The 17,108-nt window shown below is 71.4% G+C and carries 17 protein-coding genes; 16 read left to right on the top strand and 1 reads right to left on the bottom strand.

What is annotated here, in order from left to right:
* The first annotated feature begins 64 nt into the window (after positions 1-64).
* The 9 genes from CI089_RS16350 (at position 65) to CI089_RS03315 (ending at position 5,862) form a co-directional block, all read left to right on the top strand.
* The gene (locus CI089_RS16350; RefSeq protein WP_094260256.1) at positions 65-421 is read left to right on the top strand and encodes a hypothetical protein; all 357 of its coding nucleotides are present in this window, start codon (positions 65-67) and stop codon (positions 419-421) included.
* Positions 421-1,095: a hypothetical protein gene (locus CI089_RS03350; protein ID WP_094260255.1), complete on the top strand. Its 675-nt coding sequence runs from the start codon at positions 421-423 to the stop codon at positions 1,093-1,095. Before CI089_RS16350 ends, CI089_RS03350 begins: the two co-directional genes overlap by 1 nt.
* A 33-nt stretch (positions 1,096-1,128) precedes the next feature.
* Complete coding sequence (locus CI089_RS03345; RefSeq protein WP_094260254.1) at positions 1,129-1,614, top strand: hypothetical protein; 486 nt, start codon at positions 1,129-1,131, stop codon at positions 1,612-1,614.
* Between the two features lie 155 nt (positions 1,615-1,769).
* Positions 1,770-2,057: a WXG100 family type VII secretion target gene (locus tag CI089_RS03340; protein ID WP_094260253.1), complete on the top strand. Its 288-nt coding sequence runs from the start codon at positions 1,770-1,772 to the stop codon at positions 2,055-2,057.
* 85 nt (positions 2,058-2,142) lie between these two features.
* Entirely contained in the window at positions 2,143-2,481 is a 339-nt protein-coding gene (locus CI089_RS03335) for a hypothetical protein (protein ID WP_094260252.1), read from the top strand.
* Positions 2,482-2,500: 19 nt separating this feature from the next.
* The gene (locus CI089_RS03330; RefSeq protein WP_143738862.1) at positions 2,501-3,754 is read left to right on the top strand and encodes a hypothetical protein; all 1,254 of its coding nucleotides are present in this window, start codon (positions 2,501-2,503) and stop codon (positions 3,752-3,754) included.
* Complete coding sequence (locus tag CI089_RS03325; protein ID WP_094260250.1) at positions 3,751-4,377, top strand: hypothetical protein; 627 nt, start codon at positions 3,751-3,753, stop codon at positions 4,375-4,377. The genes CI089_RS03330 and CI089_RS03325 overlap by 4 nt, the downstream gene beginning before the upstream one ends.
* Entirely contained in the window at positions 4,374-5,183 is an 810-nt protein-coding gene (locus CI089_RS03320) for a hypothetical protein (protein ID WP_094260249.1), read from the top strand. The genes CI089_RS03325 and CI089_RS03320 overlap by 4 nt, the downstream gene beginning before the upstream one ends.
* Before the next feature lie 13 nt (positions 5,184-5,196).
* Positions 5,197-5,862 (top strand): hypothetical protein, encoded by a 666-nt coding sequence (locus CI089_RS03315; protein WP_094260248.1) that lies wholly within the window; start codon positions 5,197-5,199, stop codon positions 5,860-5,862.
* A 33-nt stretch (positions 5,863-5,895) separates the two neighbouring features.
* Here the strand turns inward: CI089_RS03315 and CI089_RS03310 are convergent, their stop codons facing one another.
* Positions 5,896-7,323 (bottom strand): dihydrolipoyl dehydrogenase family protein, encoded by a 1,428-nt coding sequence (locus CI089_RS03310; protein ID WP_094260247.1) that lies wholly within the window; start codon positions 7,321-7,323, stop codon positions 5,896-5,898.
* A 699-nt stretch (positions 7,324-8,022) separates the two neighbouring features.
* Between CI089_RS03310 and CI089_RS16185 the strand changes: the two genes are divergently transcribed.
* From CI089_RS16185 to CI089_RS03275, 7 genes are all read left to right on the top strand, one after another.
* A complete protein-coding gene (locus tag CI089_RS16185) occupies positions 8,023-8,316 on the top strand; it encodes a hypothetical protein (protein WP_143738861.1) in 294 nt (97 codons plus the stop codon).
* Positions 8,313-10,016: an alpha/beta hydrolase gene (locus tag CI089_RS03300; RefSeq protein ID WP_094260245.1), complete on the top strand. Its 1,704-nt coding sequence runs from the start codon at positions 8,313-8,315 to the stop codon at positions 10,014-10,016. The genes CI089_RS16185 and CI089_RS03300 overlap by 4 nt, the downstream gene beginning before the upstream one ends.
* Positions 10,017-10,019: 3 nt before the next feature.
* Positions 10,020-10,721: a hypothetical protein gene (locus CI089_RS03295; protein WP_143738859.1), complete on the top strand. Its 702-nt coding sequence runs from the start codon at positions 10,020-10,022 to the stop codon at positions 10,719-10,721.
* 307 nt (positions 10,722-11,028) lie between these two features.
* The gene (locus CI089_RS03290) at positions 11,029-12,543 is read left to right on the top strand and encodes an AlkA N-terminal domain-containing protein (protein ID WP_094260243.1); all 1,515 of its coding nucleotides are present in this window, start codon (positions 11,029-11,031) and stop codon (positions 12,541-12,543) included.
* A complete protein-coding gene (locus CI089_RS03285) occupies positions 12,540-13,100 on the top strand; it encodes a methylated-DNA--[protein]-cysteine S-methyltransferase (RefSeq protein ID WP_094260242.1) in 561 nt (186 codons plus the stop codon). The genes CI089_RS03290 and CI089_RS03285 overlap by 4 nt, the downstream gene beginning before the upstream one ends.
* Positions 13,101-13,404: 304 nt before the next feature.
* The gene (locus CI089_RS03280) at positions 13,405-15,255 is read left to right on the top strand and encodes an ABC transporter ATP-binding protein (protein WP_094260241.1); all 1,851 of its coding nucleotides are present in this window, start codon (positions 13,405-13,407) and stop codon (positions 15,253-15,255) included.
* The gene (locus CI089_RS03275; protein WP_094260240.1) at positions 15,252-17,063 is read left to right on the top strand and encodes an ABC transporter ATP-binding protein; all 1,812 of its coding nucleotides are present in this window, start codon (positions 15,252-15,254) and stop codon (positions 17,061-17,063) included. Before CI089_RS03280 ends, CI089_RS03275 begins: the two co-directional genes overlap by 4 nt.
* Positions 17,064-17,108: the final 45 nt, after the last annotated feature.

Raw genomic sequence — 17,108 nt, 5'->3', positions numbered from 1 at the left:
GCCGGGCCGCGCGTCGCGTGCCACTGCGGGCAGGCGGTGGTGGGCCTGGGTCGCGGGTGTCGGGATGACGTCCGCGGTCGTCTCGGCTGCGGTCATGTACCCGCCGCTCCGGCGGATTCGGCTCGACCCCGGCCTCGCCCTTCCGATCATGGTGGCGGCATCCGTCGTCGCGGTTCTCGCGCTCGGCGTCGCGGCCGTCGTCCGGCCCGCGGCCCCGCGAACGGATGCCGGGATCATCGCCACGATCGTCGCAGTGGCGATGGTCGGGGCGATCGGATACCGCGCCGTGGTGGGCACGTCTGCGGGGACGTCGTTCTCGGAAGCGCAGCTGGGGCTGTGGTTCGCGCTCGCCGTGGCGCAGGTCGTGGGCCTCGGCATCATCGCGGTGCGATCACGTCGCGTGCACGAGGTCGGCGGCTGATGGCGTTCGCTTTCATCCAGGCCGCATCCCGCCCGCTCCTCAGAGCAGACGAGGCGGGGGAGCCTGCGGCATTCGCGGGGCCGGCCGAGGCCGATCGTGCTGTCGCCGTCCTGCGTGCCGACTACGAGCGATGGTCGCGCTGGGCGCTCGGAATCGTCGGATTCATCGCCGTCGCGGGCGGCGTGTTCTTCGCGGGCGGGCTGGTCGCGACCGTGGTGGCGATGGCTGTCGTGACGCCGGATACCGTGATCGTTATCGCGATCTCAGCCGGGGTCGCCCTCGCCGGGGCAGCGCTGCTCGTGGCTCTGTGGCGCAGTGGCCGTGCGCTGACTCGCGCAGCCTCGTTCTGGCTGCGCGCCCCGTACCGCGCGGGCCAGCGCGCGCCGAGCGCCGCCGGGTGGGTGCAGGCGCGTACCGTCAACCTCGAGCCGCGCATCCTGGTCCGCCTGATCACGGCGACCCTCGCGCTGCTCGTCGCTGTCGGCGGGATCGCCGTCTTCGTGCGCGACCTCGGCGCCGGCGTCTCGATCTTCACGGTGCCGGTCCTGCTCGTCGGCGTGTGCGGCGCGCTGAGCGGCATCGGTCAGATCGGCGGCGTCTTGCGGATCGTCAACGGCCTGAGTGCGGGCGACCCGCTGTGGTCGTGGCTGACGCGCTCGGTGCGCGCTCGCTGACGCGGCACCTCGACTGCCGCGTACGCTGACCGCGTGGCCCCCTCACCGTCGACGACCCGCGCGCACGTTATCGTCGCGCGTGCTACCGCCGTCGTCGCCATCGTTCCCCCCGCCGCGCTGGTCGTGTACCTCGTGGGCTCTCTGATCCTCTCCGGTGGGCAGGTCAGCGAGACCACGGGCGTGAAGTGGTCCGTTGCGGTGCCATACCCGCTCTTCGTGATGCCCGCCATCGTGCTGATCGCGTTGGCCTCCGCATCCGTCGCCCTCGCGGTCGTCACGGTCGCGACGGCCCGTCGCGGCGACGTGTCCGGTTTGCGTGGCCTCATCGGGCCGACCGTCGCCGCCGCGATCGCCGCGGTCCTGTTCGCAGGCATGACGCCGGAGCGCGGCGTGCGAGTCGGCGACGCCGTGTGGGGTGCGCAATGGAATGCTGCACCGATCAGCGCCCTCGCCGTCATGATCTTGGTCGTGGGCATCGCGGTGGTCTCGCGACGTTCTCCGGCCGCGGGCTCGCGTTGACGGAGATCACCGGTTTCAGCTGCCATCGGAAAGCGATTGCATAGCAGATCGCGGGGTGGGGAGTTCTCCCCATCGACCTGGGGTGATCGGTGCCGATAGGTTTTGGGTGTCGGCTCCGGAGGGGGGTCGGGACATCTACTTTCAGGAGGGCCGTCATGGCTGATTTCGGTGCGTCTTATGGCGAGATGGAGCAGGTTGCGAGCTCGCTGTCGCAGGCTCGTGATGACTTTCAGGGTCAGCTGGACACCCTGAAGTCGCAGGTCGACACGCTGCTGGGTGAGGACTTCAAGACGCAGCACGCGTCGGGCAAGTTCGGTGAGGGTTACTCCGAGCTGACGACGGGTCTGAAGAACGCCGTCGATGGCATCAACGACATGTCCGAGGCGCTGCTGGGCATGATGCGCGCGATCCAGGACCTCGACCAGCAGCTCGCCGGCAGCTGACGCTGAGTCGGATATCGCTTTCTGCGGGCCGGGGCCGTGAGGCTCTCGGCCCGCAGTCCAGCCGGGGTGCGGGGGAGGAGACGTCATGGCTGATGTGGTCTGGGTGAAGTACTCGACGTTGGAGCGCACGAGCGGTCAGCTCGAGCGCATCCTGAGCGAGCTCGAAGATGCGGCGAGCCTCAGCGGCGACCTGCTCGGGGCGATCGGGCGGCCCTACGGTCGCGGCGAGCTGCGCGACCGCGTCGACTCGTTCGAGTCGGGGTGGGACAACCGGCGCGGTGATCTGGTGAGAGACATCACCAAGATCCGCGAGCACGTCGTGGGCGTGCTCGACGGATTCCGCGAGTGGGACGAGGAGACCGCTTCGCAGATGGACGTCGACGCGTCGGGCTTGAGCTCGGCGTCGCGTCCGACGCCGGCGTGACGGATCGAGGGAGACGGGTATGAGTGGAATGGAAGCGTCGCCGCGAGGTCGACGGATCGAGGTGCTCGAGGGCGACGGCGGCACGATCACCACGCGCGGGCACCGCATCGAGTCGATCGGTCGGCAGATGGTCCAGAGCGCCGAGGTGCTGCGCGATCTCGTCGAGGGGGAGGACGGCCAGCAGGGCAAGGCGATCGAGAAGGTGCGCGAGATCGTCGGGGACACGCACGCCGAGCTGCGGCGGGCAGGTGAGCTCTACGAACCCACCGGACCGATCCTCGTCGAGTACGGACAGGCCGTGTCCTCGGTGCAGCCGCTGATCAGCGCCGCGGTGTCGGCCGCCGAGGCGGCCTGGAGCGCCTACGCCGGAGCTCCGGGAACGCGCGATGACCGGCCGGCCCCGCTCGTCGAGCCCGAGCCGGGATCCGCTGCGGCGCAGCAGCTCGCCGACCAGGCCGAGGACGATGCGCGCAAGCGTGAGCTCTACGACGAGTTCCGCGACGAGGGCGCGGCCTTCGACCGCCATTACGACACGTGGGAAGAAGCGTTCGACCGCGCGGCATCCTCCATCGGGGACGTGCTCGAGGGTTCCATCCGCGACAGCTTCTGGGACGACGTCGATGGTGTCATCGCCGTCGTCATCGAAGTCCTGGGGTACATCGGCATCGCCGTGGCGATCCTCGGCATCATCATCGGCGGCCCGATCTTCGCCCTCATCGGCGCGGTCATCGGAGTGATCACGCTGCTGCTGACCATCTATCAAGTCTTCCGAGGGGATGCCGGGCCCGAGAAGCTCGTCATCGCCATCATCAGCGTCCTGCCGATCGGCAAGGTCGGCAAGCTGTTCCAGGGCAAGACGGGCATGCTCGACTTCGGCGCCGACATGGCGTTCGGCCTGCGGCCCGCGAACTGGTCGGCGGCCGCCGGGCAGCTGCGCTCGCTGCGCACGATCTCCGGGTTCAGCGGAGGATTCTTCTCGAGCATCGGCAACGGCGCGCGCGGGCTGTGGCAGATGAACAACCCGGTCGGGGTGGGCGACATCATGTGCCGCTTCATGTTCGGGCAGAACTCAGCCGGGGTGACGAACCTGGCCGAGGCGGTCGCCGGCTCGGCCCGCGGCTGGTGCAACTCCACGGTCATCTCCGGCGCCTGGCAGGGGGCCTACACGATGGCCTCCGGCAGCTGGGCCGCGCTCGACAAGATCGCCCTGTGGACCGGCAATGCCGACCGCAAGCCCAGCTCGGTCTTCCCGTGGGTGGGGGCGGTCCTGTGACCGACCGCATGCCCGAGGGGTGGGGCGCCGGGCAGTGGCGTCTGGACGCGACCTCCGAGCAGGGCGGCTGGCTCCTGCTGCCGGCCGACGTCGCGGATGTCGACGCCTGGGTGAGTGACTCGCTCGCGCAGCTCCGCGACGGGTGGGCCGAGCGGTGGGACGCCTCCGGCGATCAGGCGGCGGCCGAGCTGCTCCGGGCAGGCCTGGCATCGCGTCCCGAGGAGGCGGCGCTGGCGTTCCAGCTCTGGCCGGCCCCGGCCCCGCTCGTCGGACACGCTTTCGTGGCCTTCGGCACCGCTCCGGAGGGCTTCGTGCTCGATCCGGGGGCGGGGCTCGTCTACTCGGCCGAGCGGATGGGTGTCGGCATCCAGCGTCCGACGACCGTGGATGCCGGTGACGTCGACCTCGTCGGCCTCGACTTCCTCTTCATCGCGGGCGACGTCGTCGTCCATGCGAGTCTCCAGCCCACCATCCCCGAGCTGTTCGCGCTCCTGGTGGGCTCGTTCCACTCCTTCGTGCAGACGCTCGCCCTCGTGGGCCCGGACGGCGTCCCGGTCGTCGCTTCGTTGCCGAGCGGTTTCGCAGCCGACGAACGGTGGCCTGATACCGTGCCGACATCATGAGCTTTCTGTACCCGTCCGCCCGAGCCTGGGCGGAGGACCATTCGCTGGCGTCCGAGGTGCGTCTCGCACAGCTGGAGGTCATGGCCTACCAGCGGCATCCCGAGATCTTCGAGCACTTCGGCGCCGACGGCGCGGCGATCGCGCAGCGAGAGCGCAAGACGCGTTCGAGATCTCCGCTTCGCGGCATCGGGTTCATCGCGGTCGCCGCGATCTGGATCGCCGCGGCCATCGTGCCGGTGCTCGGGCTCGCCGTGCTCATGGGCGACCGGTTCGAGTTCTATCGGATCGAGGCCGAGCGCTCCATTCCGATCGCCGCGGTGATGTTCACCATCACGGCCGTCGGGCAGGCGGTGTTCCTGGTCGCCTGGCTCGTTCGCGGGGCGCGGTTCTCGTGGCCCGAGTTCGCCGTCCCCCTCATCGCTGCCGCGATGGCCGTCCTGACCCTCGGGACGATGCCTGGCATCGCCGAGCTCGACGGTTACGCCGACTGGGAGTGGGGGCGCACCCCCGTGTTCATCGCGCTCGGGGTCGCGGCGCTCGCGGCGATCGCGATGCTGGTGCGCTTCCGCGTCCGCGAGCCCGAGGGCGACGGCGAGGCCGTGGCGGCCACGGGGCTCGGCGCCGGCGACATCCGCGCCCGCATCGCCGCGCTGCCGTGGGACGAGCGTCAAGCGATGGTCGAAGACCGCAACGCGGCACTGACCGTCCTGCACGAGCGCGGACTGATCGACGCGGAGACCCTCGAACTCGCGCTGTCCCGAGACCCCGGAACCCTGCACCTGATCGACGCCGAACGGCGCCGGTGACGAGAGGACGATCGTGACCGACACGACCGAGACCCAGCCCCCGTCCGAACTGTCGCCCGCCCCCGCGCGGGTGTCGTTGCGTGCCGCGATGGGGCTCCCCGAGAAGCCCGACTTCGTGCTCGCCCTCCCGACGGGATGGGTGCGGCGGGGCGTCGACACCGCCACGATCGACCAGCTTCGGTCGGACGCGCGCCGTCGCCTGCTGCAGGCGCACCGGCCCGACCTGTACGCCCGGCTGCAGCCCATGCTCGCCGAGGCTTTCGGCGCGATGGCCTCCGCCGACGTGATCGCCCTCTTCACGCCCGCGGCCGAGGACGACGCCGCGCTCGTGCTGCCGGCGTCGATGATCGCGTCCACGCGCACGGCCACCGCCGAGAATCTCGATCCGCTCGTCGGGGCGCTGATCCGCGAGGGCGGCGCCACGCCGCTGCTCGGTGACAAGCGGTTCCTGCGCTTCGAGCGCGAGACGCGGCGCACCCTCGATGGTCAGGACTATCTCGCGACCGAGATCGGCTACCTCACTCCCATCCCCGGGACGCGGCGCCGTCAGGCGCTCCAGCTGACCGTCTCGATCGCGCGGCCGGTCGACGCGCCGGCCGACGACGAGCCGCTCGTGCTGATGAAGACGCTGTTCGACCTATCGGTCTCGAGCCTGCGCTGGGAGACGCCGGGCGCGTGAGCCGAGCCCGGGTCATCCCGCCGCCCCGGGGCGTCAGACGCTCGGGCGGCCGTAGGTCTCGAGGAAGCGCAGCCAGACCTCGCTGAGCGTCGGGTACGCGGGCACGGCGTGCCACAGTCGCGCGAGGGGAACCTCGCCGACGACCGCGATCGTCGCGGCCTGGAGCAGCTCACCGACATCCGCCCCGACGAAGGTGGCCCCGATGAGAACGCCGCGATCCTCGTCGACGATCGCGCGCGCCTGCCCGGTGTAGGCGTCCGACCGCGTCGACGCGCCCGCGATCCACGAGAGGTCGTAGTCGAGCACGCGGATGCTGCGCCCCGCGGCACGCGCGGACGCCTCGGTCTCGCCGATCGAGGCCACCTCGGGGTCGGTGAAGGTGACTTGCGGCACCGCAGCGTGGTCGGCGGTCGCGACGTGCGCGCCCCACGGGGCGTCGTCGACGGTTCCGCCGGTCGCGCGCGCGACGATGACGTCGCCCGCGGCGCGCGCCTGATACTTGCCCTGGTGCGTGAGGAGGGCGCGGTGGTTGACGTCGCCGACCGCGTAGAGCCAGTCGGATCCGCGGACGAGCATCGTGTCGTCGACATCCAGCCACGAGCCGGGCTCGAAGCCGACGGCATCCAGTCCGAGATCCTCGGTGCGGGGAACGCGACCGGTCGCGACGAGCACCTGGTCGGCGCGGACGCGCGTGCCGTTGGACAGCTCGAGCTCGACCTGACCGTCGTCGACGCGCTGGGCGGAGACGAGGTCGGTGTGCAGCAACACTCGCGCGCCGCGGTCGGTGAGGGACTGCGCGACGAGGTCGCCCGCGAAGGGCTCCATCGGTCCGAGCAGACGGCTGCGCGCGATGAGCGTCACGTCGCTGCCGAGGTCGACGAACGCGGTGGCCATCTCCGCGGCGACGACACCGCCACCGACGATCGCGAGCGAGCCCGGGACTTCCTGCACGGCGGTCGCTTCGCGGCTCGTCCATGGCGAGACGTCGGCGAGCCCGGGGACGTCGGGGAGGAGCGCCGCCGAACCAGTGCACACCGCGACGGCGTGGCGTGCGACCAGGGTGGTGAGCGAGCCGTCGGGTCCGGTGACCTCGACACGTTTCTCGCCGGAGAGGCGTCCGTGCCCGCGCACGAGGTCGACGCCAGCCCCCTGGAGCCACTCGACCTGCGACGCGTCGTTCCAATCGGAGGTGAGCGAGTCGCGGCGGCGAAGCACCCCGGCGACGTCGATATCGCCCGTCACGGCCTGCTTCGCACCGTCGACAGCACGCGCTGCGCGGAGGGCGGCGCCGGCCCGCAGCAGACCCTTCGAGGGCATGCACGCCCAGTAGGAGCACTCGCCTCCGACGAGCTCGCTCTCGACGATGGCGACGCTCAAGCCGCCCTGCACGGCGCGATCGGCGACGTTCTCTCCGACAGGACCGGCTCCGATGACGACGAGGTCGTACGTGCGTTCGCTCATGCCGCGACGCTAACCCCGGGGGCGGGCTGCGCGCCAGCACTTGCGCTCGGCGCGTGCCGGCCGGTGCGGTTGCGCGTGTGCGCTCGGCGCGTGCCGGCAGGTGCGGTTGCGCGTGCCGCCAACAGGCTGAGCGGCTCGTTCCGGCCGGTGCGGTTGCGCGTGCCGCCAACAGGCTGAGCGGCTCGTTCCGGCCGGCGGGTGGGGACGGTGCGGGTGTGGAGCCTGTGCACGGCACGGCACGGCACGGCACGGTCTGTCGGCGGGCGGCCGGGCGGCCGGGCGGCGGTCGAGGGCTGCCCGGCGTCGAGGTGACCCGCCCGGCGCGCAGGCCGAGCGGCAGGAGCGGCACCGCTCCGCGCGTTGGAGTGTGCCGAGAACAGGCTGAGCCGTCCTATCCCTCGTGTGCGCGGGTGCCGGAGTCGGGTGAGCCTGTTCACGGCACGGCACGGCACGGCACGGCACGGCACGGCACGGCACGGCACGGCACGGCACGGCACGGCACGGCACGGCGCGGCACGGCGCGGCACGGCGCGGCACGGCGGCACCGCGCGGCACGGCGGGGCGCGGGCACGCCGGCCGCGAGTACCGCAGACCGGGGGAGGACGCGGGCCACAGCAGGGGAGTTCTCCCCATCGACGCGGCGTCCGGCCGCCGATAGCTTGTGGGCGTCGGCCGGAGCGAGCCGGCGGAGAGGGTCCCATGTCGGACGTCGAGATCTACTACCACGCGCTCACGAGCGCGGCGGATGCGATCCAGGCACGCGTCTCCGACGCGGTGATCGACAACGCCGACATCCAGGGCGACGACACCGGCGTCGAGAACCCCGCGCACCGGGTCGCGCTCCGGCTGGAGCTGAACCGGCGACTGAGCGGGCTGAATCGCGCCGTGCTCGAGCGCACGACCGCGGCATCCGAGGTCGGCGCCCTGCTGTCGGCGATCGCGACGCGTTACTCCGACCTCGACGTCGAGCTCACCGGGCAGGAACAGCCGTGACGCTCACCTCACCCAACCGCGGCTACCCGCTCGAGCGCCTCGAGGGCAACCCCGGGTCGATGAGCTGGTGGAGCGGCGCGTTCAGCCGCGTCGCGGGGTCGCTCGGCGACCTCCGCACCACCGTTCAGGCCGCGACCGACCTCGACGGCGTGGGTGCGTCGATCCGGTCGGCGCGCTCGAAAGCGCAGGAGGTCGCCAGCGGACTCGCGGCGGAGATCGCCGAGGCGGAGCTCCTCGCGGGGGTGCTGCAGCGGTACGCCGACGCGTTCTCGTCGTCGGCGGAGGCGGCGAACCGGCTCATCGATGATGTCGAGTCCGCACACGCGTCGTTGTCGTCGGCATCGGCCGCGGCCGACGAAGCGGGACTGAACGCTCTGTGGACCTCTCGCTCCGGAGAGCCTGCCGACGTCCGGCGCGCGAACGATGCGGCGCAGGATGCCGTCGCGGCCCGGGACGCCGCGGCGCGGGATCTCGCCGATCTGTGGGAGCAGTTCGAGAGCCACTACTCGGCGTGGGATGCGGCCTACGACGCGGCGCTCGCCGAGCTCGCCGGCGGTGCGGGGCCGGCGATGACGTCGCAGGCGCAGAACCTGCTCGACCAGTTGCTCGCGGCGGACACCCCGCAGGCGGTGCTCGAGCTGTGGCTGACGAACTCCGAGCTGCACGAGGAGCTCATCGACGAGCTCATCGGTGCACATCCCGACATCATCGGGAACCTCGACGGCATCCCGTACGACGTCCGCGGGCAGATCAACCAGGACCGCCTGGAGGCGCTCTACAACACCCAGCCGACCGGGGAGTTCGGCGACCAGATCGAGAATCTGTGGAACACCCTCGCGCAGGGCGCGCCGCCGCCGCTCCTGGTCTCGTTCGATCCGAGCGGGTCGGCTCAGGTGACGGCGGCTCTCGCGTACGGCGATCTCGCGACCGCGACCGACATCAACGTGCTCGTGCCCGGGATGCTCTCGAACGTGAAGGGAATGGGCGAATGGGGCGATTCTGCCCGTGCGCTCAACGCTGCCGGGTCGAACATCGCGAGCGTCGTGTGGTTCGGATACGACTCGCCCACCGTCGCGGAGGAGCCGTTCATGCAGCGGGCGAACGACGGTGCCCCGGCTCTTCGTTCCTTCCTGCTGGGTCTCGAAGCCGTGCATCCGGCAGCTGAGAAGGCCGTCATCGCGCACTCCTATGGCAGCACGACCGCCGCCCTCGCGATCGGGTCACGCCGGGACGCTCTCGGCGTCGACCAGTTCATCGCCGTGGGCTCGGCCGGATTCCCGAGCGACCCGCAGATCCTGTCGAACCTTCAGAACGCCGAGGGCCTGAGGCTCTACGCGACGCTGTCCGAGAACGACGCCTGGGCGCGGATCGGCCGCGACACGAGCTGGGGCGGCGCACACGGCACCGTGCCGGAGACTCTTCCGGGAATGACGGAGTTCGGCAGCGACGGCGGCCGCGCCGACGGCGAGGACCTCGCCCCGACACCCGGGCATGCCGCGCACTCGGGTGGGAACGGACCGCTTCCCTCCGGCGACGGCGAGGGGTACCTCGTGGAAGGATCGGAGTCGTTCTACAACATCCAGCAGATCATCCTCACCGGCGAGCCCGGGACGGAGATGGACGGCGAAGGCAGCGAGCGCGGCTTCTGGGATCTGCCCGACTGGCTGGACTGGCTGCCCGTTGACCCTTACCGGACGTGACTGATGAGATCGACCACGCGGATGACGATGACGGCGCTCGCCGTCGGATTGGTGTTGACGATGACCGGATGCGGCGGCCAGGGCGACCCCGGATCGACCGGAGATACCGGCGCCGGCGAGGTCGGCGAGACATACGCTCAGGCCGAGCAGCGGTTCACGGAGCTGGCGACGGGCGTGCACTCGGTCATCATGGCCATCGAGCCGGCGGAGTGGCGCGTCGTCGACGGCGCCTACGGCGCGCACCCGACGGGGTGCCAGTCGGGGCTCAGTGAGGATGGCGGATACCGTCTCGTCGCCGTCCGCGGCCTCGACCTGCCCGGGCGCGACGCGCTGGAGGTCGCGCGAGCGGCGACCGAGGCTTTCCAGGCCCTGGGCATCGACAGCAGCACCGCCGATCGCGGACAGGGCGAGGCGCGGGAGGTGACCGTCGTCGCGGAGGGAGGTATCGCCGAACGCACGGTCGTCACCATTCGTCCGGCAACGGGTCAGGTGCGGGTCTCGGCCGCGACGGAATGCGCGCCTGGATCGGCGCACGATCTCGCGACCCAGGTGTTCGGCGAAGAACGGCTGCCCGCGGATGTCTGGCGACGGCTCCCGGCCTTCGACGGTCCGACATCCGAGCCGGCGTTCTCCTTCCCGCCCGACGGGCCGCTGTACTACGACGAGTCCGGCAACCCCGTGCAGCCGCAGCCCAGCGGCGATTGAGCGTGCGCGCCCGTCAGCGTTTCGCCGTCGTCGCGACGATCGTCGCCGCTGCGTGCCTGACGGGTGCGTGCTCCGGCATGCCCGACGCGGATCCGTACGCCCAGGCGCGCGAGCAGTTCACGGCGATGGCCGATGAGCTGCATAGGCCCGTCGTCGGTGCCGCAGACCTCCCGTCGACTCGCCAGAAAGTGCGGAGGCGGGAGGGGCGGCATCCGCATTCTGTGGCGAGTCGACGGGGAAGGGAGCCGGGAACAGCCGTGTCCGATTTCCGCGAGCGAGGGTCGGCGGGGCGTGTCAGGCTGGAGGCATGGCCAGTGACGGGATGACGTTCGACGAGCGGTACCGCGCGATCGACGCGCGCGACCGCCGCTTCGACGGCCAGTTCGTCACGGCGGTGCGCTCGACGGGTATCTACTGCCGCCCGAGCTGCCCCGCGCGCACACCCCAGCCCGCCAACGTGACCTTCTATCCGACGAGCGCCGCTGCCCATGAGGCCGGATACCGCGCGTGCAAGCGCTGCCTGCCCGAGGCCACCCCCGGGTCGCCGCAGTGGAACCTCCGCGGCGACCTCGCAGCCCGAGCCATGCGCCTCATCGCCGACGGCGTCGTCGACCGCGAGGGCGTTCCGGGGCTCGCATCCCGCCTCGGCTATTCGTCGCGCCACCTGACCCGGCTGCTCACGGCGGAACTCGGCGCGGGCCCGCTCGCCCTCGCCCGCGCGCACCGGGCCCACACCGCGCGCACGCTGCTTGTCGACACCGACCTGCCCATCGCCGACGTCGCCTTCGCCGCGGGGTTCGCGAGCGTCCGGCAGTTCAACGAGACGATCGGCGAGGTCTTCGCGATGCCGCCCGGCCAGCTGCGCGCCCGCCGGCAGGCGGGGGAGCGGATGCCTGGACGCATCGACCTCGTCCTGCCGGTGCGCGAGCCGTTCGACGCCGCGGGCCTGTTCGGATGGATGCGCGCGCACGCGATCCCCGGCGTCGAGTCGGGCGACGAACGTTCCTTCGCCCGCGTGATCCGTCTCGCCGGGGGACCCGCGTGGTTCGAGGTGCGCCAGGATGACGCGGGGCGCGTGCGCCTGCGTGCCGAGCTGGCCTCGCTGGCCGACCTGTCGACTCTCATCGCGCGGGTGCGGCGGCTGTTCGACCTCGACGCCGATCCGACCGCCATCGACGAGGCCCTCGCACGGCATCCCGAGATCGCGCCGCTCGTGGCGCGGATCCCGGGCGTGCGCCTGCCGGCGGCGATGGACCCCGACGAGATGCTCATCCGCGCGATGATCGGACAGCAGATCAGCGTCGCCTCCGCGCGCACCGTGCAGGGGCGCTTGACCGCCGAGCTCGGCGAGCCGGTCGAGACCGCCGCCGGCCCCGCCACCCTCTTCCCGACGATGGCGGCGATCGCCGAGCGCGGCGCCGATGTCCTTCGCGGCCCTGGCGCCCGCATCCGGGCGCTCGTCGGCGCCGCCACCGCGCTCGCTGACGGCTCGCTGCGCCTGTCTCCCGGCGACGACACCCAGGAGCAGCGTGCCGCGCTCCTCGCCCTGCCGGGCGTCGGCCCCTGGACCGCGGACTACGTGCGGATGCGGGTGCTCGGAGACCCCGACATCCTCCTGCCCGGCGACGTCGCGGCACGCGCGGGGGCCGCGGCCGCCGGCATCCCGGCCGGTCCGTCCGAGCTGGTCGCGTGGGCCGAACGCACAGCGCCCTGGCGCAGCTACCTCATGGCGCATCTCTGGTACGCCGCCCCCGTCACGCAGGCTTGGCGCGAAAGCGCGACCGAGCCGACTCTCCCGCCGTCTCGAAAGGCCCGCGCATGACCGCCACCTCCGATACCCCCACGCCGCTCGAGCCCGCCGCGACCGCGGCCACGCCGGTCGAGACCGCCTCGATCCAGACCGTCGCGACGCCCGACGGCCCCTTCACGATCCTCGAGGCCGGCGGAGCGGTGCTCGCGTCCGGGTGGACGGCCGACCCCGTCGCGATCCTCGACCGGCTCCGGCCCTCGGCTCGCCCCGCGCGGGTCATCGACGGACCGACGGATGCCGCCGCCGCGGTGGCCGCCTACTACGCCGGCGACCTCGCGGCGATCGACGCGGTGCCGGTGCGCCAGTCGGGAACGGCGATGCAGAACGCCGGGTGGCAAGCGCTCCGGGCAATCGCGCCGGGCGAGCCGCTGACCTACACCGGCTTCGCGGCGGCGCTCGGCTCGCCCGGCGCGGTGCGCGCGGCGGCATCCGTCTGTGCGCGAAACGCCGCGGCCCTCTTCGTGCCGTGCCACCGCGTGCTGCGCACGGGTGGGGCGCTCGGCGGTTTCGCGTGGGGCGTCGAGGTCAAGGAGCGGCTGCTGGCGCGAGAGGCGCGGGACAACGGCTGAGCGCGGATTCGTCCTTGCACTCAGCGAATACACAGGTATAGCCTGGAGGGCTCCCGTGTGTGCAGCGGGTGCCATGTCCGCTCGACCCCAGGAGGAAGCCATGTCCCCGGCCATCGTCATCACGAAGTCCGTCGCCCTCCTCATCGCGGTCGACGGGCGCTCCGCACGCGGAGGAATCGTCCGGTAGCTCCGGGAAGCGCTTCGCCGCTTCCGACGTTCCTCCCCTCGGGCCCCCGGTCCCGCCTCGGCGCGCTCGCGCGCGCTCCTCGCCGTCCACGGCATCCGTTCGACACACCTCAGGATCATGACCTCCTCGACGCCCCCTCGTCTGTCCACGCCGCGCGCGCTCGCGCGTCTGCTCCCGTTCGCCAAGCCGGTGCTGCCCCGACTGAGCCTCGGCTTCGTCAGCGCGCTCATCGCGAGCCTGCTCGCCCTCGGCATCCCGCTCGTCCTCGAGGTGATCGTCGGGCCTGGCGGGCCCATCGACTCGGGCGACCCGTGGCTCATCGTTCTCGGCGCCGCCGCCGTCCTCGCCCTCGGCCTGCTCGAGGCACTCATGGTCTGGGCGCGCCGCTGGTTCGTCCTCGCTCCGGCGACCAAGGTCGAGTACGAGCTGCGCACCGACTTCTTCGCGCGCCTGCAGCGACTGCCGGTCGCCTTCCACGACCGCTGGCAGTCGGGCCAGCTGCTCAGCCGGATGATGCAGGACATCAGCCTCATCCGCCGCTGGCTCGCCTTCGGCATCGTCCTGCTCGTGGTGAACATGCTGACGATCGTCGTCGGCTCGATCATCCTGTTCCGGTGGCACTGGCTGCTCGGCACGATCTTCGTCGTCGTCTCGGCGCCGCTGTGGGTCGCCGGGTTCGTGTTCGAGAATCGGTACGGTCTCCTCTCCCGGCAGAGCCAGGACCAGGCCGGCGACCTCGCCACCGCCGTCGAGGAGTCGGTGCACGGCATCCGTGTGCTGAAGGCCTTCGGCCGCGGCGGTCACGCCCTGCAGAAGTTCACGCGTCAGGCCGAGACCCTGCGCGAGACCGAGGTGAAGAAGGCCAAGGCGGTCGGCTGGATCTGGTTCTGGCTCGTGCTGCTGCCCGACATCGCCTTCGCCCTGTGCCTCGGGGCGGGCATCTACCTCGTCCAGGCGGGTGAGCTCGGTGTCGACTCGCTCATCGCCTTCTTCGCGATGGCGACGATCCTGCGCTGGCCCGTCGAGTCGATCGGCTTCCTCTTCTCGTTCCTCGTCGACGCGCGGACGGCGACCGACCGCATCTTCGAGGTCTTCGACGAGCAGAACACGATCGTCGACCCCGAGAACCCGACGACCATCGCGCAGCCGCGGGGCGAGCTCGTCTTCGAGGGCGCTCGCTTCCGGTACCAGGACGCCCCCGAGAGCGAGCGCGACCTGCTCGACGGCATCGACCTGGCGCTGCGGCCGGGCGAGACGATGGCCCTCGTCGGCCTCACCGGTTCGGGCAAGACGACGCTGACGACGCTGCCCGGGCGCCTGTACGACGTCACGGGAGGCCGCGTGCTGCTCGACGGCGTCGACGTCCGGGATTTGCGGCTCGACGAGCTGCGCCGTCACGTCGGCATGGCGTTCGAGGATGCGACGCTGTTCTCGCAGACCGTCCGGGAGAACGTGCTGCTCGGCCGCGAGGACCTCGAGCGCGGCAGCGCCGAGGCCGAGCGCGTCATGCGCGAGGCGCTGTCGGTCGCGCAGGCGAACTTCGTCGACACGCTGCCCGAGGGAGTCGACACGGTCATCGGCGAAGAGGGGTTGAGCCTGTCGGGCGGACAGCGCCAGCGCCTGGCGCTCGCCCGTGCCGTGGCCGCCCGCCCCGCCGTACTCGTGCTCGACGACCCGCTGTCGGCGCTCGACGTCGACACCGAGGCGCTCGTCGAGGACGCACTCCGCGAGGTGCTGGCCGACACGACGGCACTCATCGTCGCGCATCGCCCCTCGACCGTGACCCTCGCCGACCGCGTGGCGCTGCTCGAGGAGGGGCGCGTGACCGCCGTCGGCACGCACTCCGAGCTGCTGCGCACGAGCGAGCACTACCGGCACGTCATCTCGAGCCTCGAGGACGAGCAGGAACGACACGACCAGGAACGACATGACCAGGAACGACAGGACGAAACGGAGGTGACCCTGTGAGCACCGTCACCGGGACGAGCGGCGAGGACCGCTCCGACTACACCCGCGAGGAGAGCCGCGAGATCCGGCGCCGCTCGCTGCGCCTGCTCGGGTCGCTGGTCTCGCCGCTGCGCATGCAGCTCGCGCTGGCTGCGGTCGTGCTCGTCGTCTCGACGGCGCTGCGCGTCGCAGGCCCCGCCCTCGTCGGCTGGGGTATCGCCAACGCCCTGCCCGCCGTTCAGAAGGAAGCGGACTGGATGCCGACCATCGCGGTCGTCGTCGTCTTCCTCATCACCGCTCTCGGCGGCGCCGCGCTCATCGGCTGGTACGCCGTGGTGGCGGCGCGTCTGACCCAGGCGGTCATGATCGACCTGCGCAAGCGCATCTTCCGCCACACGCAGCGCCTCAGTCTCGAGTTCCACGAGTCGTACACGTCGGGGCGCATCATCTCGCGCCAGACGAGCGACCTCGACACCATCCGCGAGCTGCTCGACGGCGGCCTAAACGAGCTCGTCTCGGGTCTGCTCTACGGCGGATTCACGCTCATCGCGCTGCTGCTGCTCGACTGGCAGTCGGGCATCATCCTCGCGGTGATGGGCATCCCGCTGTTCCTGCTCATGCGCTGGTTCTACCTGCGGTCGCAGGTCGTCTACCGCGAGTCGCGCGTCATCAGCGCGAAGGTGATCGTGAAGTTCGTCGAGTCGATGACCGGTATCCGCGCGGTCAAGGCGTTCCGCAAGGAACCCGCGAACGACGCCGAGTTCGGCGGACTGTCGAGCGACTACCGCGATGTGAACATGCGCTCGATCCGCTTGTTCGGAACGTTCGAGCCGGCGCTCATGGCCGTGGCATCCGTCTCGCTCGCCCTCGTGCTGGCCTGGGGCGGATTCCGGGTGGTCGACGGCACGCTGAGCCTCGGGTTCCTGCTGTCGGCCGTGCTGTACGTGCGGAACTTCTTCGCGCCCATGCAGGAGGTCGCCTTCTTCCTCAACTCGTACCAGTCGGCGACGGCGGCGCTCGAGAAGGTCTCGGGGGTGCTCGAGGAAGACCCGACCGTCCCCGACCCGACCGATCCGGTCGAACTGCGCGAAGCCCGCGGGCACCTGCGCTTCGAGGACGTGACGTTCGGATACTCGGATGCCGTGACGATCCTGCCCGACTTCGCGCTCGACATGCCCGCGGGGCAGACGATCGCGCTCGTGGGCACGACCGGTGCGGGCAAGTCGACGCTCGCCAAGCTCGTCGCGCGGTTCTACGACCCCACGAAGGGGCGGGTCACGCTCGACGGCGTCGACCTGCGCCAGCTGCATCCGAAGGATCTGCGCCGGGCGATCGTCATGGTCACGCAGGAGGCCTACCTGTTCAGCGGGACGGTCGCCGACAACATCGCGCTCGGCAAGCCCGACGCGACGATGGACGAGATCCAGGCGGCGGCGAAGGCCGTCGGGGCGCACGAGTTCATCGAGCGGCTGCCCGACGGGTACGCCACCGACGTCAACAAGCGCGGCGGGCGCGTGTCGGCGGGGCAGCGTCAGCTGATCTCGTTCGCCCGGGCCTTCCTCGCCGACCCCGCGGTGCTGATCCTCGACGAGGCGACGGCGTCGCTCGACATCCCGAGCGAGCGGCAGATCCAGGAGGCCCTGGGCACGCTGCTGGCCGACCGTACGGCCATCATCATCGCGCACCGCCTGTCGACGGTCGCCATCGCGGACCGGGTGCTCGTGATGGAGCACGGCCGCATCATCGAGGACGACACTCCCGCCGCGCTCATCGCCGGCACGGGCAAGTTCGCCCAGCTGCACAGCGCCTGGCGCGAGTCGCTCGTCTGAGGCCCGCCGAGAACGCACCGCCGTCGCGAGAACGCACCGGGGGTG

The organism is Microbacterium sp. Yaish 1, from assembly GCF_002245215.1.
GTDB lineage: Bacteria > Actinomycetota > Actinomycetes > Actinomycetales > Microbacteriaceae > Microbacterium.
The sequence above is the reverse complement of the archived record's forward strand: the minus strand, read 5'-3'. Positions and strand labels throughout refer to the sequence as shown.